Source organism: Haloarcula japonica DSM 6131 (assembly GCF_000336635.1).
In the GTDB taxonomy this organism is placed as follows: domain Archaea; phylum Halobacteriota; class Halobacteria; order Halobacteriales; family Haloarculaceae; genus Haloarcula; species Haloarcula japonica.
Genome location: NZ_AOLY01000035.1, coordinates 84,778 through 109,937 on the forward strand (window position 1 = coordinate 84,778; position 25,160 = coordinate 109,937).

The 25,160-nt window shown below is 62.7% G+C and carries 24 protein-coding genes; 17 read left to right on the plus strand and 7 right to left on the minus strand.

What is annotated here, in order from left to right; all coding sequences use genetic code 11:
• Positions 1 to 64 precede the first annotated feature (64 nt).
• The 10 genes from C444_RS10155 to C444_RS10200 all read left to right on the plus strand — a co-directional run bounded on the left by C444_RS10155 (position 65) and on the right by C444_RS10200 (position 10,515).
• Positions 65 to 1,045, plus strand: coding sequence for a carbohydrate ABC transporter permease (locus tag C444_RS10155; RefSeq protein ID WP_049909399.1), 981 nt, complete (start codon positions 65 to 67; stop codon positions 1,043 to 1,045).
• A gap of 1 nt (position 1,046) precedes the next feature.
• A complete protein-coding gene (locus tag C444_RS10160; RefSeq protein WP_004592693.1) occupies positions 1,047 to 2,048 on the plus strand; it encodes a carbohydrate ABC transporter permease in 1,002 nt (333 codons plus the stop codon).
• Positions 2,049 to 2,052: 4 nt separating this feature from the next.
• Positions 2,053 to 3,249 carry an ABC transporter ATP-binding protein gene (locus C444_RS10165; RefSeq protein WP_004592695.1) on the plus strand — a complete coding sequence of 399 codons (1,197 nt, stop codon included), beginning with the start codon at positions 2,053 to 2,055 and terminating at the stop codon, positions 3,247 to 3,249.
• A 1-nt stretch (position 3,250) separates the two neighbouring features.
• Complete coding sequence (locus tag C444_RS10170) at positions 3,251 to 3,454, plus strand: hypothetical protein (protein ID WP_004592697.1); 204 nt, start codon at positions 3,251 to 3,253, stop codon at positions 3,452 to 3,454.
• Between the two features lie 29 nt (positions 3,455 to 3,483).
• Positions 3,484 to 4,560, plus strand: a complete 1,077-nt coding sequence (locus C444_RS10175) for a Gfo/Idh/MocA family protein (protein WP_004592699.1) — start codon at positions 3,484 to 3,486, stop codon at positions 4,558 to 4,560.
• Between the two features lie 40 nt (positions 4,561 to 4,600).
• Positions 4,601 to 5,665 (plus strand): glucose 1-dehydrogenase, encoded by a 1,065-nt coding sequence (locus C444_RS10180; protein ID WP_004592701.1) that lies wholly within the window; start codon positions 4,601 to 4,603, stop codon positions 5,663 to 5,665.
• 276 nt (positions 5,666 to 5,941) lie between these two features.
• Complete coding sequence (locus C444_RS10185; RefSeq protein WP_049909401.1) at positions 5,942 to 7,312, plus strand: ABC transporter substrate-binding protein; 1,371 nt, start codon at positions 5,942 to 5,944, stop codon at positions 7,310 to 7,312.
• A gap of 179 nt (positions 7,313 to 7,491) precedes the next feature.
• Positions 7,492 to 8,544: an HTH-type sugar sensing transcriptional regulator TrmB gene (gene trmB, locus C444_RS10190; protein WP_004592705.1), complete on the plus strand. Its 1,053-nt coding sequence runs from the start codon at positions 7,492 to 7,494 to the stop codon at positions 8,542 to 8,544.
• 431 nt (positions 8,545 to 8,975) lie between these two features.
• The gene (locus C444_RS10195) at positions 8,976 to 9,752 is read left to right on the plus strand and encodes a helix-turn-helix transcriptional regulator (protein ID WP_004592706.1); all 777 of its coding nucleotides are present in this window, start codon (positions 8,976 to 8,978) and stop codon (positions 9,750 to 9,752) included.
• A 49-nt stretch (positions 9,753 to 9,801) separates the two neighbouring features.
• A complete protein-coding gene (locus C444_RS10200; protein ID WP_004592707.1) occupies positions 9,802 to 10,515 on the plus strand; it encodes a dolichyl-phosphate hexose transferase in 714 nt (237 codons plus the stop codon).
• Between the two features lie 31 nt (positions 10,516 to 10,546).
• Here C444_RS10200 and C444_RS10205 read toward each other — a convergent pair whose 3' ends face one another.
• The 6 genes from C444_RS10205 to C444_RS10230 are packed head-to-tail and all read right to left on the minus strand — an operon-like array spanning position 10,547 to position 18,307.
• Positions 10,547 to 11,131, minus strand: a complete 585-nt coding sequence (locus tag C444_RS10205) for a gluconate 2-dehydrogenase subunit 3 family protein (RefSeq protein WP_004592708.1) — start codon at positions 11,129 to 11,131, stop codon at positions 10,547 to 10,549.
• Between the two features lie 9 nt (positions 11,132 to 11,140).
• Positions 11,141 to 13,147 carry an ArnT family glycosyltransferase gene (locus C444_RS10210; protein WP_004592709.1) on the minus strand — a complete coding sequence of 669 codons (2,007 nt, stop codon included), beginning with the start codon at positions 13,145 to 13,147 and terminating at the stop codon, positions 11,141 to 11,143.
• Positions 13,144 to 14,274 carry an ABC transporter ATP-binding protein gene (locus C444_RS10215; RefSeq protein WP_004592710.1) on the minus strand — a complete coding sequence of 377 codons (1,131 nt, stop codon included), beginning with the start codon at positions 14,272 to 14,274 and terminating at the stop codon, positions 13,144 to 13,146. The genes C444_RS10210 and C444_RS10215 overlap by 4 nt, the downstream gene beginning before the upstream one ends.
• The gene (locus C444_RS10220; protein WP_004592711.1) at positions 14,274 to 15,896 is read right to left on the minus strand and encodes an ABC transporter permease; all 1,623 of its coding nucleotides are present in this window, start codon (positions 15,894 to 15,896) and stop codon (positions 14,274 to 14,276) included. Before C444_RS10220 ends, C444_RS10215 begins: the two co-directional genes overlap by 1 nt.
• Position 15,897: 1 nt before the next feature.
• Positions 15,898 to 17,088, minus strand: coding sequence for an extracellular solute-binding protein (locus C444_RS10225; protein ID WP_004592712.1), 1,191 nt, complete (start codon positions 17,086 to 17,088; stop codon positions 15,898 to 15,900).
• 55 nt (positions 17,089 to 17,143) lie between these two features.
• A complete protein-coding gene (locus C444_RS10230; protein WP_004592713.1) occupies positions 17,144 to 18,307 on the minus strand; it encodes a hypothetical protein in 1,164 nt (387 codons plus the stop codon).
• A gap of 218 nt (positions 18,308 to 18,525) precedes the next feature.
• On the opposite strand from C444_RS10230, the gene C444_RS10235 reads away from it, so the two are divergent.
• From C444_RS10235 to C444_RS10245, 3 genes are read left to right on the plus strand one after another with little or no spacing between them, the layout of a single operon-like run.
• Entirely contained in the window at positions 18,526 to 19,269 is a 744-nt protein-coding gene (locus tag C444_RS10235) for a beta-ketoacyl-ACP reductase (RefSeq protein ID WP_004592714.1), read from the plus strand.
• A gap of 1 nt (position 19,270) precedes the next feature.
• Positions 19,271 to 20,854, plus strand: a complete 1,584-nt coding sequence (locus tag C444_RS10240) for an acyl-CoA carboxylase subunit beta (protein ID WP_004592715.1) — start codon at positions 19,271 to 19,273, stop codon at positions 20,852 to 20,854.
• 1 nt (position 20,855) lies between these two features.
• On the plus strand, positions 20,856 to 21,167 hold the full coding sequence (locus tag C444_RS10245; RefSeq protein WP_004592716.1) for a hypothetical protein: 312 nt from the start codon (positions 20,856 to 20,858) through the stop codon (positions 21,165 to 21,167).
• Here C444_RS10245 and C444_RS10250 read toward each other — a convergent pair.
• Complete coding sequence (locus C444_RS10250) at positions 21,164 to 21,349, minus strand: DUF7836 family putative zinc-binding protein (protein WP_004592717.1); 186 nt, start codon at positions 21,347 to 21,349, stop codon at positions 21,164 to 21,166. The genes C444_RS10245 and C444_RS10250 overlap by 4 nt on opposite strands.
• 143 nt (positions 21,350 to 21,492) lie before the next feature.
• Here C444_RS10250 and C444_RS10255 point away from each other — a divergent pair, with 143 nt between their 5' ends.
• From C444_RS10255 to C444_RS10270, 4 genes are all read left to right on the plus strand, one after another.
• A complete protein-coding gene (locus C444_RS10255) occupies positions 21,493 to 22,659 on the plus strand; it encodes an ABC transporter substrate-binding protein (protein WP_004592718.1) in 1,167 nt (388 codons plus the stop codon).
• A gap of 7 nt (positions 22,660 to 22,666) precedes the next feature.
• Entirely contained in the window at positions 22,667 to 23,494 is an 828-nt protein-coding gene (locus tag C444_RS10260) for a DUF7551 domain-containing protein (protein ID WP_004592719.1), read from the plus strand.
• 64 nt (positions 23,495 to 23,558) lie between these two features.
• Positions 23,559 to 24,710: a thiolase family protein gene (locus C444_RS10265; protein WP_004592720.1), complete on the plus strand. Its 1,152-nt coding sequence runs from the start codon at positions 23,559 to 23,561 to the stop codon at positions 24,708 to 24,710.
• Positions 24,707 to 25,087 carry a Zn-ribbon domain-containing OB-fold protein gene (locus C444_RS10270; RefSeq protein WP_004592721.1) on the plus strand — a complete coding sequence of 127 codons (381 nt, stop codon included), beginning with the start codon at positions 24,707 to 24,709 and terminating at the stop codon, positions 25,085 to 25,087. Before C444_RS10265 ends, C444_RS10270 begins: the two co-directional genes overlap by 4 nt.
• Positions 25,088 to 25,160 lie beyond the last annotated feature (73 nt).

Sequence of the window (25,160 nt, forward strand, 5' to 3'; positions counted from 1 at the left end):
GTTACAAAACCACCCCTGTGATTATTTACCATGACACATTCAAACGACGGACGGAGGTAACCGAATGAGCACAGAAACTGGCCGTGAATCCAGACGCTCGGGGGTACTCGTCAGCGTAATGCGGTGGATGGAGAACCTCAGCGACACGCAGTACGCGTATCTGCTGTTGGTTCCCGTGTTCGTACTTCTGGGTATCGTCGCGCTGTACCCGCTGTTGCGGACCTTCGAGCTGTCGCTGTTCGCGCTCTCGGCGGACTTTTCGAGCACTAACTTCGTCGGCGCTGGGAACTACGTTGGGCTGTTCACCGGCGAGAAGAATCGGTTCCTCCCGGGTGGAACGACGTTCCTCCCCGAAGGATTTGGCACGGGTGCATTGCTGAACAGCGCACTGGTCGTCACGATAATCTTCGCCGTCGTGAGTGTGCTGTTCGAAACGCTCATCGGCCTCGGACAGGCGCTCATCCTCGACCAGGACTTCTACGGTCGGCGGTGGATTCGCGCGGCCATCATCATCCCGTGGGCCGTCCCCATCGTCATTCAGGGGATGATCTTCTTCCTGATGTTCAACTCGAACGTCGGGTTCCTGACGCCACCGCTTGCAGACCTGGGACTGCTCGCGCCGACGAACACGCTCAACGACACGGCAAGTGCGACGTTTATCATCATCGTCGCCGACATCTGGAAGACGTCGGCGTTCATGGCCCTGCTCATTCTGGCGGGGCTGCAGAGCATCGACCGTGGCCTGTACGACGTGGCGAAGGTCGCCGGCGCGACGAAATGGCAGCAGTTCAAGCTCATCACGTTCCCGCTCATCCTGCCGACTATCGGCGTTGCCGTGCTGTTCCGGTCGGTGCAGGCGATGCGGGTATACGGCATTATCGATACCGTGTCGAGCTGTACCGTCGTCCCGTCGCTGTCGTGTATGGTCGTCGCGACGTTCACCACCCGTGAGGGGACGTCTGCGGCCATCGCGTTCGTGACGGCCGCCATTATCGGGACGGTCGTAATGGGACTCATCGTCTGGCAAGGGGAGGACGCGATCTAACATGGCTACGCCAACCGACACCCAGGAGCAGTCGAGCGACGGACCGCTACAGCGCTGGACACAGAGCGCCATCCAGAACCCGGACAAAGTGTACCGGGCGCTGTTTTACGCGGCGATGGTGTTTTTCCTGGTGACGACGCTGTTTCCCTTCTACTGGCTCATCGTGCTGGCGGTGACCCCCGAAGGGAACCTGCTCTCGGGCAGTTTCCTCCCGACCGTGAACCTCTTCGGCGTCAGCGGGACGTTCCCGCTGCCGGTTCCGAAGGGCTTCAATCCGGGCGCGTTCGTCACGGTCTTCGAACAGGTGCCGTTCCACCTGTACATGCTGAACAGCTTCGCGCTGGCGGTCACGACGACGGTCATCGTGCTGTTCGTCGCCAGCCTCGCCGGCTACGTGTTCGGCCGACTTCGGTTCCCCGGCCGCGCACTGCTGATGCTCGGTATTCTGGCGATCAGCTACTTCCCGCCGGCCGCGTTCGTCATCCCGCTGTTTCAGGCGTTCGCCGGCAACGCCCCGATCACGATACCGTTCACGTCCATCCCGCTGTTTACCCCGCCGCGGATGCTGAACACCCCGGGATCGATGGTGTTGCCGTTCAGCGCGCTGTTCATGCCGCTGTCCATCTTCATCCTGACGACGTTCTACGGCCAGATTCCGGATGGGCTGGAGGACGCTGCACGGGTCGAAGGAACGACGCGACTGGGCGCGCTGTTCCGGGTCATCATGCCGCTGTCCGCGCCGGGCGTGGCGACCGCGGCCGTGCTGACGTTCATCGCCGTCTACAACGAGTACTTCTTCAGCTCGATCATGGCGACCTCGCCGGAGGCGGCCAAGTGGTCGCCTATCGTCGGTGGGATTCTCAGCTACCAGACCCAGTACACGACGCAGTTCAACCTCATGGCGGCTGCGAGCATCGTCGGGGTCCTCCCCGTCGTCATCCTCGTCATCGTCGCACAGGAACGCATCGTCAGCGGACTGACCTCAGGCGCACTCAAGGAGTAACATAATGGCAAGAGTACGACTCGAACACGTAACGAAACGCTACGACGACCAGGGTGACGTGGTTACCGCGGTCGACGATATGAACCTCGACATCGACCACGGCGAGTTCATCTGCTTCGTCGGCCCGTCCGGCTGTGGGAAGTCGACGACGATGGAGACTATCGCCGGGCTCACCATCCCAACTGAGGGTGAGATATACATCGGCGACCGCGAGGTGACGAACCTCCCGCCGAAGGACCGCGGCATCGCGATGGTGTTCCAGAACATCGCGCTGTTCCCGCACATGGACGTGTACGACAACATCTCCTTCGGGCTGCGGCTCCGGGACTACCCGCAGGACGAGATCGACCGCCGGGTCGAGCGGGCCGCGGACATCGTCCAGCTAGAGGGGATGCTCAATCGGATGCCAGAGGAGATGTCCGGCGGACAGCGCCAGCGCGTCGCCATCGCCCGCGCTATCGTGCGCGAGCCCGACGTGTTTCTGATGGACGAGCCGCTGGCCAACCTGGACGCGAAGCTCAAGGTCCACATGCGGACGGAGCTCCAGCGCCTGCACAAGGAACTGGACACGACGATTATCTACGTGACCCACGACCAGGAGGAGGCGATGACGCTGTCGGACCGCATCGCCGTCCTGGACTCGGGGCAGCTCCAGCAGATCGATCCGCCACTGACCTGTTACAACGAGCCCGATAACCTCTTTGTCGCTGGGTTCATCGGCTCACCGTCGATGAACTTCATCGAGGGGACCGTCACCGACACCGCCCTGGAGACGCCGAACTTCTCGCTCGAGTTCAACCCCACGTCCGTCGAAGGCGTCAGCGCCGGGGACGACGTGACGCTGGGAATCCGCCCGGAAGACATCTATCCTGGGGAGCTCAAGTCGGAAGTTCCCGATCCGTCGGGGCTGATAACGGCGACGACCGATATCCTCGAACCGATGGGCGACGAGATATTTGCCTACCTGCTGCTGGGCGACGGTGAGACGTCGATGTCCCAGGAGCTGGCGACGAACGACCAGCTGCTGATGAGCATCGATCCCGACTCGGACCTCGAGGAGGACGAGGAGATCGGGGTCGTCATCGACCGGCGGAACGTCCACCTGTTTGATTCGGCTACCGGCGAGGCGATCGTCCACGACCTCATCCCGTACGAGGCGGACAGCACGACCTCCGGAAGCGAAGTGGAATCCGACGACTGATATGAGCAGCCACCTCGCGATGCTGTACTGGAGCGGGATGCTCGTGCTGTTTTTCTTCTGGGCCTACGGGATCGCATCGTTCATCCTGGACCTGAAGAACAAGATCGTCCCCGGCATAATCCAGTACCGGCGCGGCCGACGCCGTGAGAAGGCAAAACAGGAGCAAGACGAGGAACGCGACGAGCGCGAAAAGCAGTTGTATTAACCCGACTCCGGGTGCAGCCTTCGACACACATGACTGAGACGGTACAGATAGGGATCATCGGCCTGGGGAACATCGCAGAGATCCACTGTAACAACCTCAAACAGCTCGACCAGCCGGTTTCGATAACGGCAGGCGTCGATGTCGATGCCGATGCCCGCCAGCGGTTCGCCGAGACGTATGACGTACCGGTGTACGAAGAGGCAGCGGCGATGTTCGAGGCGGTCGATGCTGTGTTGGTCACCACGCCGAACCGGTTCCACGAGCAGTACGTCGTCGCAGCGCTCGAAGCGGGCCTCGACGTGCTCGTCGAGAAGCCGCTTGCGCACACACTCGAAAGCGCCGAACGGATCGCCGCGGCCGCCGAGGCGGCCGACGGGTTCTGTATGGTCGGCTTCCACAAGCGGTTCGCCGACCCGGTCGAGACGCTGGTGGGCTACCGCGACGCGGGTGATATTGGGGAGGTGTCTCATATCGAAGCGAACTACATCAGGCGTCGCGGTGTCCCCGGCCGGGGGTCGTGGTTCACGCGTAGCGACGTGGCGGGTGGGGGCTCGCTCATCGACATCGGGGCCCACGCCATCGACCTGGCGCTGCACGTCGCCGACCACCCGGAGGTCGTCGAGGTGTCGGGGGACACGCGCGCCCAGTTCGGCGTCGACGAAGAGTACGCCTACGTCCAGATGTGGGGTGAAGACCAGGGTGCGGCCGAGTTCAGCGTCGACGATTCGGCGAGCGCCTTCATCCGCTGTGGGGACGGTACGACGATCTCCCTCGAGGTCGCGTGGGCGACGAACCGGCCGGACAGCCAGGAGTACTACGTCCGCGGGACGGAGGCCGGCGCGAAACTCGACCTCGCTGACCAGTCCCTGACGCTGTTCGAGACGGCCGACACCGGCGGAATGCACCACCGGACGACCGACATCGAGACGCGGCGCTCGGACCCCCAGCGCAAGGAGCAGGCGCGGTTCGTCTCGTCGGTCAGGTCCGGGACGCCGCCATCGACGAACACCGTGGAGCAGGCGCTGCGGGTCCAACGCGTGATGGACGCGATCTACCGCTCCAGCGAAACCGGCACGGCCGTCAGCATCAGCGAGACAGAGACCTGAAGAAAGACTTAATCCCCAGTGTTCTCACTCTCTGCCTGGCATGAAAGTGATTGGTGTTACGCGGGATGACGACGGCCCACAGCTCCTAGAACGGGAGCGACCGTCGCCTGACCCGGGCGAGGCACTCGTCCGGACGCTCCGCGTTGGTGTTGACGGCACAGACCACGAAGTCCTGAACGGGTCCCACGGCGGGTTCCCCGACGGGGCGGATCACATGGTTCTCGGACACGAGGCGGTCGGCGTCGTCGAAGAGCCCAATGGCACGGGGCTCGAGGCGGGGCAGGTCGTCGCGCCGACCGTCCGACGGAAACCGGACGGCGAGACGAACGAGTACTTCCGCCGGGGCGAGCCCGACATGGCCCCGGACGGCGAGTACACGGAACGGGGCATCGTCGGCGACCACGGGTTCATGGCGGAGTATTTCACCTCGCCGGCGGATTTCCTCGTACCCGTCCCCGAGTCGGTCGCGGAGTACGGCTTCCTCGTCGAGCCGCTCTCGATCACCGAGAAGGCCAACGAGCACGCGTACGCGACGCGGGAGCCGTTCGACTGGCGACCGGAATCCGCCTGCGTGCTGGGCAACGGCTCGCTCGGCCTGCTGACGCTGTGGATGCTCGAACAGGAGTACGACCGGACCTACTGTGTCGGCCGACGGGACCGGCCCGACCCCACGGTCGACATCATCGACGAGATCGGTGGCACGTACGTCGATTCCAGGGAGACACCGGTGGACGAACTCCCGGAGGCCCACGAGGCGATGGACTACATCTACGAGGCGACCGGATTCGCCCCGCACGCGTTCCAGACCGTCAAGGCGCTCGACCAGAACGGGGTCGGCGTGTTGCTGGGCATCCCGGAGCCGTGGGAGTTCGAGGTCGACGGCGGCTCGCTCCACAACGAAATCGTTCTGCACAACAAATGTCTCATCGGCACGGTCAACTCACATGTCTCCCATTTCGAGGATGCTGTGGAGACTTTGCAGGAACTTCCGGACTGGTTGCTCGATGATCTGGTGACGACGGTCACCGATCCGGAACACGTCGAGGCAGCCTTCGAGGATGGGGACGACCAGATAAAAGCAGTTGTCGAGTTCGATTCGCTGTAAGTCCTCGGGCCGAACCGCGCCCGAGCTTTTTGATGGAAATATGGCCTGAATACACCCCATCTAGGCGGGGGTATATCGGGTATGTGTAAGATATCAGATGTAAAATTGTAAGGTATTTACTCACATACGATTAATTTCTTTCGACACTAAAACCCGAAAAACCGGCGGATATAGATGATATACCGGGATCAACCTGAATGTCAAATGGCGATTTTCGCTATACAGAAGTATTAAGTACGAATCTTCAATAAGGAATTATGAGGTATTGGTGCAACCATGGCTGATGACAATTCAAACAGACGGTTGACGCGACGTAACGCTCTTCGGATTGCTGGTGCAGCGGGTGCGGCCTCGCTGGCTGGCTGCGGTGGAAGTGACGGCGGTGACGGCGGTGACGGCAGCAGCGGCGATGGTAGTGACGGCAGCAGCGGTGACGGCAGCAGCGACGGCGGCAGTACTGACAGCGGTACACAGTACAGCACACTGGAAGTCGCCCACTGGTGGGGTGAGGGCGATGGACTGGAAGCAATTCAGTCCGTGATGGATGCGTTCAAGGAGCAACACCCGGACGTCCCGTTCGACGAGAACCTCATCGCTGGCGGTGCGGGTGAGAACCTGCAGGCGAACATCCGGACACGGGTGCAGAACGGCAACCACCCGAGTACGTGGCAAGCCTGGCCCGGAAACAATCTGCTCCCCTTCACCGATGCGAACCTGCTGAAGGACATCGGTGACTCCGTGTGGTCAGAGAACAGCATGGAGGACGCCTACCTTCAGGGCGTCAAGGACGCGGCCCAGCCCGCTGGGAACTACGTGACGGTGCCGCTCAACATCCACCGGATCAACAACCTCTTCTACAACGTCGAGGTCGTCGAGGACGCCGGCGTCGATCCGGCCTCCCTCGAAACGCCGTCTGACCTCGTCGATGCGATGGCGACGGTCGACGATGCCGGCTACACCGGAATGGCACACCAGACCGGGTCGCCGTGGTCCAGCTTCCAGATGTTCGCGACTGTCCTCCTCGGCGAAACGAACGCCGAGACCTACAGCGCTATCTTCGTCGACGGTGAAGTCGACGCCAACAGCGACGCGCTTGAATCGGCAGTCGAGACCACGCAGTCCTATCTCGACTACATCCCGAGCGATGCCGGTTCGATTTCCTGGACGGAAGCAAACAATCAGGTCATCAACGGCGAAGCTGCGTTCCTCCACCAGGGTGACTGGGCGGCTGGAACGTACATCACGAACGACCTCACGTACGGCGAAGAGTGGGATCACGTCCCATTCCCGGGCACTGAGGGGGACTACGCCCTCAACATGGACTCGTTCCCGTATCCGGTCAACAACCCGTCCCCGGATGCGACTACGCTGTGGTGCCAGTTCGTCGGGACGACGGAGGCACAGGAGATCTTCAACCCCAAGAAGGGGTCGATTCCGCCGCGGACTGACGTGAACACCGACCCGTTCAACGACTTCTCCAAGGACCAGATAGAGGACTTCCAGAACAGCGAAGCCCAGCCGCCGTCCGTCGCACACGGCCTGGCCGCACCGCCAGCAGTCAAGTCCTCGCTCGAATCCGCTATCTCATCGCTGAACTCCGGTGCTGCGCCCGCGGATGTCGTCTCCCAGATCTCCAACGCCTACTAATACCGCAACGACAGCACGCAGTTTTTTCGCGTATCGCCTCAAGCACTCGGAGTCCGCAGAGACAGGCAGCCGCTGTGACGCGACAACGAACAGTAGCGAATCCTCATCTGACTGGTCCTGAAATTGTCTGCTGAAGAGAGTGCCGAAGTTCTTAGTACTCGACTCGCAAACGCCCCACTATGTCTAGTGACGACTTGGAAGCATCGCTCGAACAGGTAATTGCGCGGTTCAATCTCGGCGAGTACGAGATTTCAGCCTACCTGGCCGTGCTACAACACGGTGAGCTGACAGCGTCGGAGATCTCGGAGAACACGGACATTCCACAGCCGCGGGTGTACGATACGGTTCGGAGCCTCAGCGATGTCGGGCTCGTCGAACTCAAGGAGTCCCGGCCGATGAAGGTCCTGGCTATCGACCCTCGGGAAGCCTTCGAGGGGATTCAGGACTCGCTCGATGACCTCGTCGACGACCTGTCCTCGCGCTACACGGCACCCGCGCGGGAGCCCGAAGCTGTTTCGCTCGTCAAATCCCGGCCGACGATACTTCGGTATCTCGAAGATATCATCGAGACGGCCGAGTACGAGCTGACGCTATCACTGACTCCAGCCCTGCTAGAGCGGTTCGAAGACAGACTCGCAAACCGGAAACAGTCCGGCATCGCTATCGAGATCCTCATTTCGCCGGGCGTCGATGCTCCCGACCCGATGCGGTTCGATTACGAATCCATCGCGACCACGGTGAAGGCCCGCCGCGGTATCACGACGCCGGTCGTCGCCGTCGCGGACGGGAACTACTCGATGTACGCCACCCGCGAGAGTGTCCGCGGCGACACGGACCGATACGGCGTCATCTTCAACCGGTCGGAACTCGGGTTTCTGGTGTCCGGGTTCCTCAACACGGTGCTGTGGACGACCGCCGAAACGATTGCCAGTGACGGAGATGGACTGCCGTTCCCGCGCCGCTATGGGACGATACGACGCTGTATCTCTGATCTGGTGACGCTGGACGGGGAGTTCTACGCGACTATTGAGGGCCGGGACGTGGAGACGGGCGACCACCGGGTCGTCGAAGGCAAAGTGGACCAGGCGTCGTTCAGTTCGAACCGCGAGGTCGCGACGCTGGTCGTCGAAACGGCCGATGGGCCGGTTGAGGTGGGTGGACAAGTCGCTGCGTTCGAAGATATCGAGGCGTACGAGATCCGAATCGGGACGGACGAACCGCCCGAGAACTGATTATACCGTCGGCCGCTGCTGTTTCTCACGATGGCTGCCCGATTGCGGACGGCCGATACAGAAGCGAGAGACAGTAGTCAATAACAAACGAGTGCGGCTGGACGAGTCGACAGCGGAGACAATGAGCACCGTGGGCGGGCAACCCACGGTGATTGCATGACCCTTCGGGCTGGCGAAGTATGTCAGAGGCACGATATCGCCGGGCCCGAACGTGGCAATTCCACGAGACCAACGTGATCCATTGCGTTCAGCGGGGACGTGGTCGTACGTGGACAGCAACAGTGTCTGTGTCGTGAGCGATAAAAAAGATGGACACATTGGCTGCAATAATATCCAGTGCCCGAGAGAATAGTGTCCCAGTCGAAAAAGATTCCATTACAAATGGAAACTGATATGTACGAAAAATATGAGCTACAGTATATGGGGACAGTATGGGCGTAGAATCGCTTATCCAGTACGTCCGAACGTCGTCCGTCCGGACGGACATCATCGGCTCGCTGTGTCCCGGAGCCATGGCTACCAACGAACTCCTGTCGGCAGTCGCTGCAAGCGAGTCGGCGATCTACGATGCGCTGTCGAATCTTGAGGGCCGCGGTCTGGTCACGTCGATGGATGACGGCTGGCGACTTACCGGCACCGGCCGGCTCGTCGCGGATACGATTCACCGCCAGCAACGGCTTGAGGAACTCTTCGCTGTCGACCTCCAGTACTGGGAGTCCCACGATACGTCAGAGCTGCCACAGCCGTTCCGGTGTCGCCTGCCTGAACTCGACGACTACACGGTCATCCGTGGCACACAGACCGATATCAACCGACCGGTCCGCGAAGTCGTCACCCGCGTCGAGAGCGCCTCCAGTTGCGATGTCGTCTCCCCCGTCTACCACCCAGAGTACGAGGCGGCGATGCCGGACAACGCCGATTCGAGGCTGATTGTCAGCTGTGCTGTCATCGACGAAATGCTCGGTAAGGAGTCAGTTTCGCTCGATATGAACCGATACGAGGAGACGACCGTTCGTGTCACGCCGGTCCCGTACGCACTCGCCGTCGCCGACGACTGGATGATCCTGACGCTCCCAGAACTCGACGGAGCCTGGCCGTCGGCGAAGATTGTCTCCGAAACGGACGGAGCTATTTCGTGGGCAAGAGACCTGTTTACGCATCTCTGGGAAGATGCCACCCCGATAGAGACGTATCTCGCCGACCACTGATTTTGGTAAACCTAAACATTCAAGAACCGTGGGTTCTGACGGACGAGCAATGGCTATTCAGGGCTCGCGGGCCGAAGAACCGGGCGGCTACACGTTCGACGACCTCGCGGTCGTTATGGGGACGTACAACGAAGAAGAAGCGATCAGCACCGTTCTCGACGATATCGCGACAGTGACCGACGGGCGCGCAGAGGTCGTCTGTGTCGACGGGTCCAGCGACCGGACACCGGAGATCGCCCGCGACCACGGTGCCACGGTCATCGAACAGGAGCCGCAGGGGTACGGCGTGGCGGTCCGCGAAGCCGTGCTGACACCGGACCGACCGGTCGTCGTCACGACGGACTGTGACGACACGTATCCGATGGAGAGCCTGCCTGACTTCCTCAATGAGATTAACGACGGGGCCGACGTCGTCAGCGGCGACCGGCTATACTACGGGGCCGAACAGATGCCGGCGATGAACAAGCTAGGGAACGAACTGTTCGCCTTACTGGCAAGCGTGCTCATGGGCAAGCGCGTCCACGACACGACCACTGGAATGCGTGCTTACCGCCGTGAGATTCTCCAGAAGACCGTCTGGACCGAGAACACCGGGCTCTCGGCCGAACTGCTCATGCGGCCGCTGATGCGTGGCTACGACGTGCGTGAGCGGCCAATCGAATACGACGAGCGGAAAGGCGAGACGAAACTCGACCCGTTCTCCGGCGGGGCCGCCATCGCAAAGTCTATCGTTCGGGTTGCGCTCGAAGAACGGTTCCGATAGCACCGCGGAAAAATCGGCGGCGGGAGCCGGCTTACCGGTCGTTCGGTGGCTGCTGATAGCTACTCGTTCCGCCGGGGTAGCCCTGCGGATTCTCGATACCGACAAGCTCACCACCGGTCGGTGAACTGTACAGCGCGAACAGGAGGTCGTTGACGAGGTAGTAGCGCACGCGGTGCCTTGGGTCGCCGTGCGGGTTCGGATCGGCCACCTTGACGCCCATTCCCCGGAGCGTCTCTTCTTGCGTCGCGGCATCTACCGCCACGAAGTTGCTGTCTTCCCACTCTCGTGTGTACGCATCCAGATCTGCGACGGCTGCCGCCATATCCTCTGCTCGCTCAGGGTCTGCCTCGACGCGTCCAGCGACGTAGCTGTCGACAAACTCCTCTATGCCCGCTACCTCGCTCGGATAGACGATAGCAGCGATGGCCCGATACGTTTCCCGCTCGTGGTCTCCGAACTCTGATTCGGAACTGGTAGCGTTGTCTTCGGATGCCTCGGTGGCGTCGTTCTCTCCCGACTCGTCCCAGGCGAGCGCGGCCGCGCCGCCGGCAACGGTGACACCCGCCGCGCCGAGCGCTTTCAGTGCATCACGTCTCGTGAGTTCGTAGTCAGTCATCGATTGGTTTCACGTATTTTTCGCTGTCGTGGTCGCGTTCATGCTGATGCCGTCGCGGTGCGCGCCCGGAACGTACGCCGCCTCGCCGCCGCAACGGCGCTGATCCTTACAGACTTCGAGCCGCGGCGTCAGCGTCCGGACGCCGTCGTCCGTCCGGTCGACCGGTAGCTCCGCCCGGTACTCGAACCCCGCGCCGGTACCGTAGTCGACGAACATGACGAGCGTGACCGTCCCGTCTTCCGGCGTCGGTACGCTGACCTGATCCTCAACGCCATCGCCGGTGAGCCGCGTCCGGTCCCGGTCGGTTGAGAGCTGCAAATCCAGCCTGTCGGCTCCAGTGACGGTCGCGTAGTCGTTGGTGCCCTTGCTGGTGAGCCGTATCGAGACCAGCGCGGCCTGCTCCGGAACTGCCGCCGACACATCTGTCCGGACTGTCTCGCCCTCCGTCACAGACACCGGTTGGAGCCGCGGCTCGACAGGCAGCCCGAGATACGGGACCCACTCGCCGCGGAACACGTAGCGGTAGTAGTTCCGGTCCGGGTAGGCGTCGACCACGTCGAACTGGCGGTGTTGCATCGCGTAGACAGTGTCGCCGTCGAAGCCGGGGTCGTTGCGGACCGACTGGAGCGGATGATTGAGCCAGTTGCCGTACGGCGTCGGGAGCAAGACCAGGCTGTTGTCGAGGCCACGCTGCTCGAAAGGCTCGTAGGCCTGTTCTAACTGCTGGGTCACCTGATAGTTGTCCGATACCGGCTCGGCCGCCGTCGCGACGGCCGCGCCGCTGCCAATCGCCGCGCCACACAGCGCCAGCGCGAGCAGGACTGGACGGACGTGGTCGGCGCTGACCCGGTCGGTGACGAGTTGGCGTGTCCGTCGGGCGACGGTAACGACACCGACAGCACCGAAAGCCGTCAGCGGGACGAGCATATCGACGTGGTAGAACGGCCCCAGAAAGGCGACCAGCCCGTCGGTCGGGTCTGAGAGGTCCCCGAGCATGTTCACGGTCCCCCAGAAGTAGCCGTTGCCGAGCGGGACCGTCAGCAGCACGCCGGCCAGCGCCGCCTGTCGGCCGTCTATCCCACGGCGTGCGATGGCCCCGAGTCCGACGGCTGCAGCGAGCGTCCCCAGCGGCCCGGCGACGACCCACTGAGTGACGAGTTTCCAGAGGAGTTCGGCGTTCGCGTCCAGCGACATCGCTGGCGTGAACTCCCGTGAGTAGCCCAGAATCTCACGGTAGCCAAAACCCGGCCCGTCCTGCGGGGCGAACACCTCGTACGGGAACAACAGGGCGGAGCCGGTGACGACGCGGTTGTAGACAAGCGTCGCGGCGACGCCAGTAAGCCCGCCGACGGCAGTCAGTGACAGACGCTTGAATCGCGCCGGGTCGCGCGTCCGGAGCGACCACAGCGCGTGGGTGATGAACGGCGTCGCAAACAGCACCGCGGTGTACGGCCGCGCGAAGAAGGCGATTCCGATCGAGAGCCCGGCACAGGCCGCCGTCCGCGGGCTCCCCGTCCGGTCGGCGTGGAGATACGCCGCCGCGAAACCGAGGTTCCAGAGCGTCGTTGGGACGTACGAGAGAAACACCGAGGCGTCGATGAGAAAGAGCGGCGATCCGAGCATGAGGAGTGTCGCTATTACACCCGTTCGGGCGTCGAACGCCTCGCGGACGGTGTGGTAGGTTAGCGCCAGCACGCCGGTCGAAATCAGTCCGAGCGCGACGCGGTACCCGCCGAGCAGTTTCCCGACAGCGAACATCGCCGCCGGGACCGGCGCGTACTTCGGATACAGTCGCCCGGCGTCGGCCACGAAGAACCACGGCCGGAACGCCTCCTCGACTGGCGGGTACATGAACAGTTGCCCCTCCAGCAGCATCGCGGCCTGCTGGAGGTAGACGCCCTCGTCGTGGTTCGTGGTGTGGTGCGGAAAGACGATGTGGGCGAGCGCGAAGACGGCGAGCCCGCCAAACAGTGCCACCAGCCCCGCCTGCACCCCCGGCCGGCGCAGTCGCGTCATTCCGTCGGATACCAGGCCAGGTCGTGGTCGGCGACCAGGTCAACCTCGACGGGCTGGCCCGGCTCGAACGTCTCGACGTGGTTGTGCATGCAGTGGACGACGTCGCCGCTATGGAGCTCGACCCGATAGACGAACGAGGGACCGTTGTACTGGCGGTGGACGACGTAGCCGTCGGCTTTGGACTCGTTCGTCGGCATCGCCTGCAGGTCGTCGGGTCGAACGAGCACGTCGACCATCGCGCCGTTGTACGCCTCGACCGGCCCGTTCAGCAACTCCACGTCGAACGAGCCGAGTCCGGTTTCGATGACGTCGCTGGTGACCCGGGCCGAGAGGAAGCTCGCTTGCCCGAGGAAGCTCGCCACGAAGCGGCTCTCGGGGTTTTCGAACACTTCAGCGGGGTCGCCGACCTGGGCGATGGTCCCGTCGTTCATGATGGCGACGCGGTCGCTTATCGACAGCGCTTCCTCCTGATCGTGGGTCACGGAGATGGCGGTGACGCCGGCCCGCTTGAGGATCTTGCGGACCTCCTCGCGCATCTCGACGCGCAGGCGCACGTCCAGATTCGAGAACGGCTCGTCCAGCAGGAGGACGTCTGGCTCTGGTGCCAGCGAGCGCGCGAGCGCGACGCGTTGTTGCTGGCCGCCGGAAAGCTGGCTCGGCATCTTGTCGTGATGGGTCGAGAGGTCGACCAGTTCGAGCAGTTCGTCGACCCGTTCCGCGACGGCCTCTTCTTCCATCTCGGTCAGACCGAAAGCGATGTTCTCGGCGACGGTAAGATGCGGGAACAGGGCGTAGTCCTGAAAGACGATGCCGACGTTTCGCTCCTCCGGCTTTCGGAACGAGGAGCCGTCAGCGATGACCTCGTCAGCGATGGAGATCTGTCCGTCAGAAGGGCGTTCCAGTCCGGCGATCATCCGGAGCGTCGTCGTCTTCCCACACCCCGAGGGACCGAGTAGCGTCAGCAGTTCGCCGTCTTTCACGTCGAGCGAGAGGTTCTCGACGGCGACCTCGTGGCCGTAGTCCTTGGACACGTCGTCCAGTCGCAGGACAGTCCGGTCCGGGTTCGCTACCGCTGCGTCCACGTCGTCGAAGTCCGATGTTTGCTGTGTGCGTGTTTGTCGAGACATTAGCTTGTGTCCTCCCGTCGAAGAATGACCAGCATGGAGAGCCCTGAAAGGCCAACGAGCACGAGGGCCGGGACCGCCGCCTGTCCGTAGTAGCCGGCACCCTGGACGAGCCAGATGTACGTGACGAACGTTTCGAAGCCCGTCGGGCGTAACATCAGCGTTGCCGGCAATTCCTTCATCGTCGTCAGGAACACTAGCGCGGCCCCGGCGGCGATACCCGGGGCAACAAGCGGCAAGACGACTTTCCGAAACGCCGAGAGCGGGTGATACCCCAGCGACCGCGCCGCCTCGATGTAGCTCGGGTCAACCTGGAGAATCGACGATTCGGTCGTCCCGACGGCCTGCGGGAGGAACCGAATCACGTAGGCAAACACCAGCAGGATGACGCTCTGGTACAGGAAGGGGACGTACCGGAGCCCCAGGTACACCAGCGCCAGGCCGAGTACGACACCGGGGACGGCGTAGCCGACGTACGTGGCCCGCTCCGGAAGCGACGAGATGCCCGAACTGCCGCGCGCGGAGAGGTACGCGATGGGGAGCGCCGCTACGACGCAGATAGCGGCCGCGGCGGCCGCGAGGCCAACAGAGTTCCAGGCGTAGGAGGCCTCGAACGCGAAGCCGCCGCCGCTGTAGCCCGTGCCGGACCGGAGGAGCCACTGGAGCAGGATACCTATCGGCAATACCAGACACAGCGACGCGATAGCACCGCAAAACAGCAGTGCCGGGGCCTTCCAGTACCCGAGCCTGATGAGACCGGGCCGGCGCGAACCGCTGCTGACGTAGGCACCGTCCCGGCCCGCGCTGAGCCGGGATTCAACGGCAAGGATGCCGAGCGCCATCACGAGCAACAGCATCGAGAGCACGGAGGCGTAGTCAAGCCGGCGCGCGCCGAACTCGTTGTAGATCATCCGCGTGAACACGTCGTACTGCATAATCGCCGGTGTTCCGAAGTCAGAGAGCGCGTACAGCGCTACCAGCAGCGCGCCGGCGGCGATACCGGGTGCGATCTGTGGCAACGTGACGCGGCGGAACGCCTCCCAGCGAGTGTGGTTCAGTGTCCGGGCAGCCTCGACGACGGTTCCGTCGAACGACAGCAGCGACGCGCGCGTCGTCAAAAACACGTAGGGGTACGTAAACAGCGTCAACACGAGTATCGCGCCGTGCAGGCCGTATATGGTCGGGATTTGTTCGATACCGAGCGGCGCAAGCAGGTCCGCGAGGACGCCACGGGGGCCGAACGCCGAAACGAACGCGAAGGCCCCGATGTAACTCGGGACGACCAGCGGTAGCGCGGACGTAATCGTCCAGAACCGTTTGAACGGCAGGTCCGTCTGTGCGGTGAGAATTGCCAGTGGGACCCCGATAAGAATCGACGCGAGGGTGACACCAGTCACCAGCGCCAGCGTGTTCAGCGTCACCGAAACGGTCGTGTCGCTCGTCAGTAGTTCTACCGCACGCGCGAACTCGATTTCGCCCGCCCGCAGAAACACCCACACCAGTGGTGCCAGTAACAACAGCGAGATCGCCAGCGAGACCACTGCGAGCAGCGTATGCGGCGACGAGTCTCGTTCCGACGTCGTCGCCTGCTCCCGAAGCCGCTCGTACCGGTCTTTTGTGCCCATATTAGAGGACGCCAGCGTCCCGAAGTAAGTCAACGGTTCCGGCCACGTCGGCCAGTTCGGTCAGGTTGATGTCCGGCGGGTTCAGTTCGTCGATGCGTGGCAGGTCGCCAACCGGTTCGACGCCCGGAATCATCGGATACGCGAACGTCCGGGTGGCGAAGAACTCCTGGGCCTCCGCCGAGAGGACGTGCCGAACGAAGTTCGACGCCAGGTCCGCGTTGTCGGTTCCGTTGATGATTTCCAGGCCCGAGACGTTGACGAGCGCGCCGGCATCGCCCTCAGTGAACGCGAGGCCGATGGGCGAGCTTTCGCGGGCCGACTGGACCCGAAGCGTGTAGTAGTGGTTGGCGAAGCCGGCGGCCAGTTCCCCGTCAGCACAGGAATTGGAGACGCGGAACTCGTCGTCGTAGGTACTGATACCGTGGTCCTGCATCGCCTGGAGCCACGACATCGTCTCGTCGTCGCCGCGAATGAGTCGCATCGCGGTGACGAACGACTGGAACGCGCCGTAGCTCGGTGCCCAGCCCATGCTGTTTTCGAGGGCGGCTGCCTCGGGGAAATCCTGCACCGACGACGGGATGTCGGAGTCGGAAATCTGGTTCGTATTGTACGGGATCGCCCGGGCGCGCCCGGCGATGCCCACCCAGCGTCCCTCGCTGTCCTGATAGGCTTCGGGGACCGTCGAAAGGACCTCATCGGGGAGGCTTGCTGTCGCGCCGGCGTTGGCCACGGCACCGAGCGAACCGGCGTCGATGGACATGAACACGTCGGCGGGGCTCGCGTCGGCCGCGTTCTCCTCGATAATCCTGTTTGCGAGGTCACTGGAGGGTTGCCGTCTGTGGTTCGCCGTGAAATCCGGATACAGCTGCTCGAACAGTTCGATGAGGTCGAGATACAGGCCACCCTCCCCGCCGCCGAGATACAGCGTCAGTTCGCCGCTGAGGTCCGGTAGCTCCTCGATGGAGGTGCCGCCCGGGGCGTCCCGCTGTGCTACCAGGGGGCCGGAGCCGCGGAAGTCCGAGAGGGAGAGCTGGCCGGCTCCTGTTCCCGTACCGGTCCCGCCGTCGCTTCCCCCGTCACCGCCGTCGCCACCGCTGAGAAGGCCGGAACAGCCGGCAAGGGCTGTCGCGGCAGTCGCGCCGCCAAGAGCAAGGAAGCGCCGTCGAGACTGCGTCGCGTTACGTCCCGTCATATCGCTAGAATCACTCATTGTTTGATTTAGGGTTGCCTAAACAACTTAGGCCTTTCTAGTCGTCGGCGGTTGCGGGGACCTGTCCCGTCGCGGCGGCGTCCAGTTCGTCGAGACATTCCAGCCAGTCGAGCATGAATTCGCCGCAGTAGTTAAGGAAGGCACCGTTTTCCCAGTCACTGAAATCGCCGTCGGCCATCGCCGTGGCGATCGCGTCGAACACCTCGGCGTAGGAGTCGGCATCCGAGCCGGCCTCGTCGACGATCTCCCAGACGTGCTCGTTGAGTTCGAGCCCGTGGACCTCGTTAGTCAGGTCTGAGAACGTCGAACGGGGCGCTTTGTTGTGTTCACACAGCGGGTCGCCGTTGTAGATCTGCTTGCCCAGTACGTCACAGGCTCGCTTGAGGAACACGCCCGACCAGATGTCGTCGAAGCGACCGACATCCCATTCGTTGTCGTCCATCGGGAGCTGGTAGAACGCCGGGATGACTTCGCGGCGGAACGCGAGGTTCATCGAGCAGACGGTGAGATACTGCCCTTCGGCGGCGACGAAGTCGTCGCCGAAGTCCGCCCCGCTGGTACGCGTCTGGGCCTGTCCCTGCAGATCGCCGTCCATCAGGATGCGAACGGCGTCGAGGTCCGGGACGTTCGTCCAGAGGCCCTGCGAGGCGACCACGTCGTCGACCCGAGTCTGCTCAGTCGACACCGTCTCGTCCATCGCGGCGTAGGGGTAGCCACGCGGGTAGAGGCCGTGTTCGTCCTCGTTCTGGTAGAGAACGTTGACCCACTGCTCGTCGGAACTGACCGTCTCGATTTCGCCCTCGAAGGCCAGGTTCGACATGTGTGTCCCGAAGAAGTCCGCGTCCTCGTGTGGCAGCGTGTCGTCGTCGATGAACACACCGTACTCGTAGTCGTTGGCCCACATGTAGAGGAGACCAAACGACGTCTGGGCGTGGCTCGCTTCGGGAATGAGGTGTGAATACTCGCTCGCGCCGTGGGTCTCGAACCACGCTTCGCGTCCGGTCCCGTCGTAGACGGCCCCGTCGACGCCCTCCTCGTCGAGCATCTGTTCCATCGCGTCAGTGTCACAGAAGTCCTCAGTGATGAGGACGACGAACAGTCGGTCCAGGTCGAACCCGTGGTCTCGGGCGTTCTGGAAGTACGACCGCATACATTCGTGGTTTCGTATGGTCGGCACCATCACGCAGATGTCGGCTGTCATGTACTGGCTCTACGTCTTTAGGCTATCCTAAAAGACTTGACGTTCTCATTTTACTGCCCTCGTGAGTTTGTATTTCAGCCGTCATTTCTCCTGTAATGGAATCATCATTATATTCTGGCTCCGTCGACCAATGTTGTATAAGGCGAACTATTATTTGGCTGTGCTTTGCCAGATTAGGTGATGAGCGTACGAAGCAACAGGGCTCCCATTAACCACAAATGAACCTGGAAAATCAAACCTGTGTCGTCACTGGGTCCTCGCGCGGTATCGGCCGCGGAATCGCCAAAGACCTCGGTGCCCACGGGGCCAATGTTGTTGTTAATTACCGATCCTCAGAGGCGGAAGCCCGTGCCGTCGTCGAGGATATTCGCGAAAGCGGCGGCACTGCTATCGCGGCGCAGGCCGACGTGGCGAAACTCGATGAGGTCCGGGCGATGCGTGAGAGGGTGGCCGACGAGTTCGGGCCCGCGGACGTACTCGTCAACAACGCCGGTATCACCATCGACAAGAAGTTCGAAAACATGACCCGTGACGACTGGGAGACGGTTATCGATGTCAATCTTGGCGGTGTGTTCAACGGGACGAAAGCTTTCTACGACGACATTCGCGACGCCGAGCATGGCCGACTGATAAATATCTCTAGCGTCGTCGGCCAGCAGGGCAACATCGGACAGGCCAACTACGCGACGACGAAATCCGGGTTGTTTGGGTTTACACGGACGCTCGCGCTCGAACTGGCACACACGGGCTCGACCGCGAACTGCGTCGCGCCGGGCTTTGTCAAGACCGACATGCTAGAGGAGGTGCCCGAGCGCGTTCAGGAGAAGATTCTGCGGGAGATTCCGCTCGACCGGTTCGCACGCGTCGAAGATATCGCCGGTATCGTCAGGTTCGTCGCCAGCGAGGAATCGAGCTACATGACAGGACAGGTACTTGGTGTCAACGGCGGGATGGAGTGGTAGGATGAGTCAACAGGAAGAACCAGACGACGAGACCGGGACCCCTGCCGACGCGGTCGAAGAGTTGCGACAGAAACGAGCCGAAGCCGAGCTCGGGGGCGGTGAAGCCCGCATCGAATCCCAGCACGAGAAGGGCAAGATGACCGCCCGCGAGCGTATCGACTTCCTCGTCGACGACGGCACGTTCAACGAGGTCGATCCGTTCGTCGAGCACCGGTCGACGAACTTCGGCATGGAGGAGAAGCGCTTTGCCGGGGACGCGGTCGTCACCGGCTACGGCGAGGTCGACGGGCGGAAGGTGTTCCTGTTCGCCCACGACTTCACCGTGCTGGGTGGCTCAGTTGGCGAGGTCGTCGCCGATAAGATCTGCAAGGTGATGGACCGGGCCATCGAGAACGGCGTCCCGGTCATCGGCCTCAACGACTCAGGTGGCGCCCGCATTCAGGAAGGCGTCGACTCGCTGGTCGGCTTCGCCAAGATATTCGAGCGCAACACCAAGGCCAGTGGACTCATCCCCCAGATATCCGCGATCATGGGGCCATGCGCGGGCGGGGCCACCTACAGCCCGGCGCTGACCGATTTCACCTTCATGGTGCAGGACACCAGCCACATGTTCATCACCGGGCCGGACGTCATCGAGACAGTGACCGGCGAGCAGGTGTCGAAAGAGGAACTCGGCGGTGCGAGCTCACACTCCACGAAGTCCGGCGTCGCCCATTTCTCGTACCCCTCCGAGGAGGAGGCCCTGGAGAACATCCGCCGTCTCCTGTCGTACCTGCCGGCGAACAACATGGAAGATCCGCCGCGAGTCAAGCCCTGGGACGACCCTGACCGGGAAATCCCCGGTGTGACCGATATCGTCCCGTCGGCACCGCGCAAGCCCTACGACATGACGAAGGTAATCGACGCCATCGTCGACGAGGACTCCTTCTTCGAGGTCCACGGCAACTGGGCGCGCAACGTCGTCGTTGGCTTCTCGCGGATGGACGGCCAGTCGGTCGGCGTCGTCGCCAATCAGCCACGCGTGAGCGCAGGAACGTTGGACATAGATGCGGCGGAGAAAGCAGCCCGGTTCGTCCGCTTCTGTGACTCGTTCAACATCCCCATCCTCACGCTCGTCGACGTCCCCGGGTTCATGCCCGGCACGGATCAGGAGCACAACGGCATCATCCGGCGGGGTGCGAAGCTCATTTACGCCTACGCCGAGGCGACGGTCCCGCTGCTGTCGGTCGTCGTGCGGAAGGCCTACGGCGGCGCGTACATCGTCATGTCCTCGAAGTTCCTGGGCAGCGACGTGAACTACGCCTGGCCCGGTTCAGAGATGGCCGTGCTCGGCCCGCGAGGAGCCGTCAACATCCTCTACCGGAACGAGATCGCGGAGGCTGACAACCCGGACGCTAGGCGTCAGGAACTGATGGACGAGTTCCGCGACGAGTTCGCCAATCCGTACGGGCCGGCGAAGCGGGGCTACCTCGACGACGTTATCGAACCGAAAGAGACGCGCAAGCGACTCATTCAGGACCTCGACCTCCTGCAGCGCAAGCGCGAGGATACGCCGCCGAAAGACCACGGCAACATCCCGCTGTAACATGGCGACTCAGGACACACCACAGTCGGACACGGTGGCGGCACTGCCCACTGACAGCGCGGACCCGGACGACCTGTCGCTGTCGATACCAGCGGATGCATCACAGGCAGAAGCAGCGGCTATCACCGCTGCGATCAGCGCTCACCTGACCGACCGCCAGCGCGCTGCTAAAGCGTCATTGCAGCGTTCGCCTGTCGAGCATGTTGACAAATGGACACTGGCCGGACGGCTGGCGAACGTGGGCAAACGCCGTCCTCCGAACAGGGTCAAGCGCGGCGAGGAGTGGAAGGCGGCGGCGCGAGCGCGGTACTAAGAGTCGGTAAACTCCTGCAGTACTTCGAGGTCGCGAGTGGTCCGCATGAACTCCGACAGCGACCGCTCGGCCCCACAGTCGTCACACGTGAACTGCGTCTCCGGGGCCGGGAGGTCGGACACTTGCTCTTCCCAGGCGACTGAACACGCCGGACACTGGAGTTGAAGCCAGGCTTCCTGCATATTTCGTGTGTGGTTAGCACGCACGGATATACTTTGTGTGGATTCTCACTGCCGGGGGCTGTGGTGCTGTTTGTCGATTCATGGGGTTTTTGGACTGCCTAAATATGGGAAGATTTAAGCCATTTAGGCAAGCCTAAAAAGATATGAACCGACGAGAGTACATCGTTGCGGCCGGTGTCGGGCTGGCAGGTACCGTTGCCGGCTGTTCGGGTCAGTCCGAGACCGGGAACGGTGGTGACGGCGCGACTGACGATTCGACGGAATCCGGGACGACGGCCGCGGAGTCGACTGCGACAGCGAACACCGAATCGACGGGTTCGGGTTACTCAGTCTCGATGGAGCCAGTCGGCGAGGTCACCTTCGAGTCAGCCCCGGAGGTCTGGGTCGCGAACAACGGCAGCTGGGCAGATATGGGGATCGCGCTCGGTCTCGACGCACCGGAGGGAGTCTGGCTACCATCGCGATATCATACCCAGTACTACGACGAGATTCCGGGCGTCAGCGTCGACGGAAGGTCGATCCAGAAGTTGTGGGGGGACAGCGGTGTCGGGAAAGAGCAGTTCTACGAAATAGACGCCGACATCCACGTCATGGATCCGAACTTCCTGCAGAGCCGCGGGTCCTGGGAGCAGTCGGATATCGATGAAATCGAGTCCCAGATTGCCCCCTTCTTCGGGAACAGTATCTTCTCGACGGGCTACGAGTGGCACGATTACACCTACTACACGCTGTACGAAGCCTTCGAGAAGCTCTCCCAGGCGTTCCAAAGAACCACCCGGTTCGAGGCGTTCCAGTCCCTCCACGAGGAGTTCCGGGCGAGTCTGGACGATATCGTTCCGGACTCGAACCCCGACCGACCGGAAGTGGCCATCATGTGGGCCGGGGGCGACGAGCCGACAAGCTTCTCACCGTACCTCATCGAGGACGGGACCAGCTTCAAACAGTGGCGGGACCTGCACGTGCGCGATGCGTTCGCAAAAACCGATGTCAGGGACTTCCACGCCGACCGGAGTAAGGTCGACTTCGAGACGCTGCTGGAGATCGACCCCGAGTACTTGCTCCTACGGGGGCAGGAGAACAAGACGCGTTCGGAGTTCGAAGATTCAGTCGTCAGTTTCCTCGAATCGGACCGGACCGGGAGCGAACTGACGGCGGTACAGAACGGGAACGTGTACCGCGGCGGACCGCTGTACCAGGGGCCGATAACGAATCTGGTCCTCACTGAACGGGTCGCGTCGCAGGTGTACGACGTAGACCGGGAGCTGTTCGACCGCCAGCGCGTCGCCGATATCGTCGCTGGGGATCTGTAGGGGAACCATGGTCGGACGAACGCTCGCGGATATCCGTGACAGGCTCTCGGAGCTCAATGTGGCTGTCGGGCCGTATCGCGTCGTCAGCGCCAGGACGGGCACGCCGCCGTTCCCAGTGTCCGGGATGCAGTTCCCGGACCGCGAAACAGCCGTCGAAGCGGCCAGCGTCGCGACTGCCTACCGAAGCGCCCTCCGCCGCTACGACCCACGTGTCACCGTTCACGGCCTCATCGTCTGTGAAGCGCCGTGGGGGACCAACGCCGTCAGGACTGGCCCGTCGTCGCTCCCGGAGTACTGTCACACGGTCGCCGGGTCGCTGTTCGAAGTGCTGTCGGGCCGTCATCGCTCCGTCGAGCAGGCAGTCATCGACAGCTATCTGGAAGCGGCTGAGGAAACCGAGAACCGCGAGCGACTCTGTCTGGCGATGCTCGAAAGCATGGCCACGGCACTGGAAGAACACCTCGACCCGGAGAGACAGGCGGACACCCTCCGCGAAGCCGCCGGACAGCTACCGAGAAAGCCAAGCGGGCCAGAGCCAGTTCGGGACGCCATCGCCGACCTCGAAACAGCAGGGCTGGTCGACGAGGCAGCAATCGAACCCGCGGCCGCCGGTCCCGGCCGCTGTTCCAGATATATTACATTACAGAACTATCGCCCGACGCTGTCGGACCTCCGCTGCCCAGTGTTGCCGATTGCCGTCGAACTGCTGCGCCGGACGAGTATCACGCCACAGATGGCCCAAGCGGAGCGAACTGCGGACGGCTGGCGGTTGCTCGTCTCACTAGCCGGTGACCAACCCGCCGAAGGGCTGTCGGTCGTTAGGACGACTGCGTGAACATTCCACTCGTTCTATAGGTCAGACCGTAATACATACACGAGACCCCTGTGACGGCACAGGTATGGGAGTCGCAGTAATCGGCGCGTCAATGACGAAGTTCGGGCAACGTGACGCCTGGATCCGTGAGTTGCTCTCGCAGGCAGGCGAGGAGTGCCTCACCGACGCCGGCGTCGCGCCCGACGACGTAGAGCACCTGTACGTCTCGAACATGGCCAGCGGCGAGTTCGAAGGGCAGACGGGAATCATGAACCTGCTGGCCCACGACTTGGGGGTACTTCCGGCCTATAGCGAACGGGTCGACCAAACCTCGTCCTCGGGCGGGGCCGGAATCTACGAGGCCTGGCAGTCAGTCGCCAGTGGGGCCAGCGAGATGACGCTCCTGGTCGGCGGGGAGAAGATGACCCACAAGACGACGGGACAGGCGACCGACATCATCGCCTCGATCACCCACCCCGACGAGTACAAACACGGCGTGACGCTCCCGTCCTTCGCCGGGATGACCGCTCGACACTACTTGGAGCGGTTCGACGCGCCCCGTGAGTCACTGGCCCGCGTGGCGGTCAAGAACCACAGGAACGGCGTGGACAACCCGAAAGCGCAGTTCCAGAAGGAGATCACGATGGAGAAAGCGCTGGAGTCACCCATCATCGCGGACCCGTTGCGGCTGTACGACTTCTGTCCGATTACGGACGGCAGCGCCGGGCTCATGTTCACGACGGAGGAACGGGCCAAAGAGATCACTGACGAGTATGCGCTGGTCTCCGGCATCGGCGGGGCGACCGATACCCACGTCGTCCACGAGCGCGACGACCCGACGGTCATGGGCGGGGTCGTCGAGTCGAGCGAGCAGGCCTACGAGATGGCCGGTCTCGGGCCTGACGACCTCGACGTGGCCGAACTGCACGATATGTTCACCATTCTGGAGTTCCTCCAGCTGGAGGGCATCGGTGTCGCCGACCAGGGAACGGCCTGGGAGATGGCGATGGATGGGGCCACTGCCAAGGACGGCGAGTTGCCAATCAACACCTCTGGCGGGCTCAAATCGAAGGGCCATCCGCTGGGGGCAAGCGGTGTCGCGCAGGGCGTCGAAATCTACGAGCAGCTCGTCGGCGAGGCCGGGCCACGACAGGTCGAGGCTGACACCGCACTGGCGTGTAACGTCGGCGGATTCGGGAACTGTGTCATCACCACCATCATGGAGGCCGCAGAATGACGCTGGAAGCAGGTATGTGTTCGAACGGTCACGTCTCGTACCCCACGCATCCGCTGTGTCCTGAGTGTGGCGAACCGCAGGAAGAAACCTTTGACCTTGCGGACCGGACCGGCGAAGTCGTCACCTGGACCCATTCGACAGCGACGCCACCGGGCGTCCGCGAGCCTAACACGCTGGCTATCGTAGAATTCGACGTAACGGACATCGATGACGCGAGCGACGAGTTCGTGCGCGCACTCGGGCAGGTGACCACGGACGAGGTCGAAACAGGTGATACGGTCGAACCCGTCTACGTCGAGGAACTCCGCAACCCCGACGCGGGTATCAAGGTGCCCGAGAGTCAGGACTGGGACGGCTACCGCTGGGACCCGGTCTGATCGCTCTCCACATACTGCCGGATAATGCGACCCTTTTCGACCGCCGCTGAGTAGACTGTCGCTGACGCCGCCG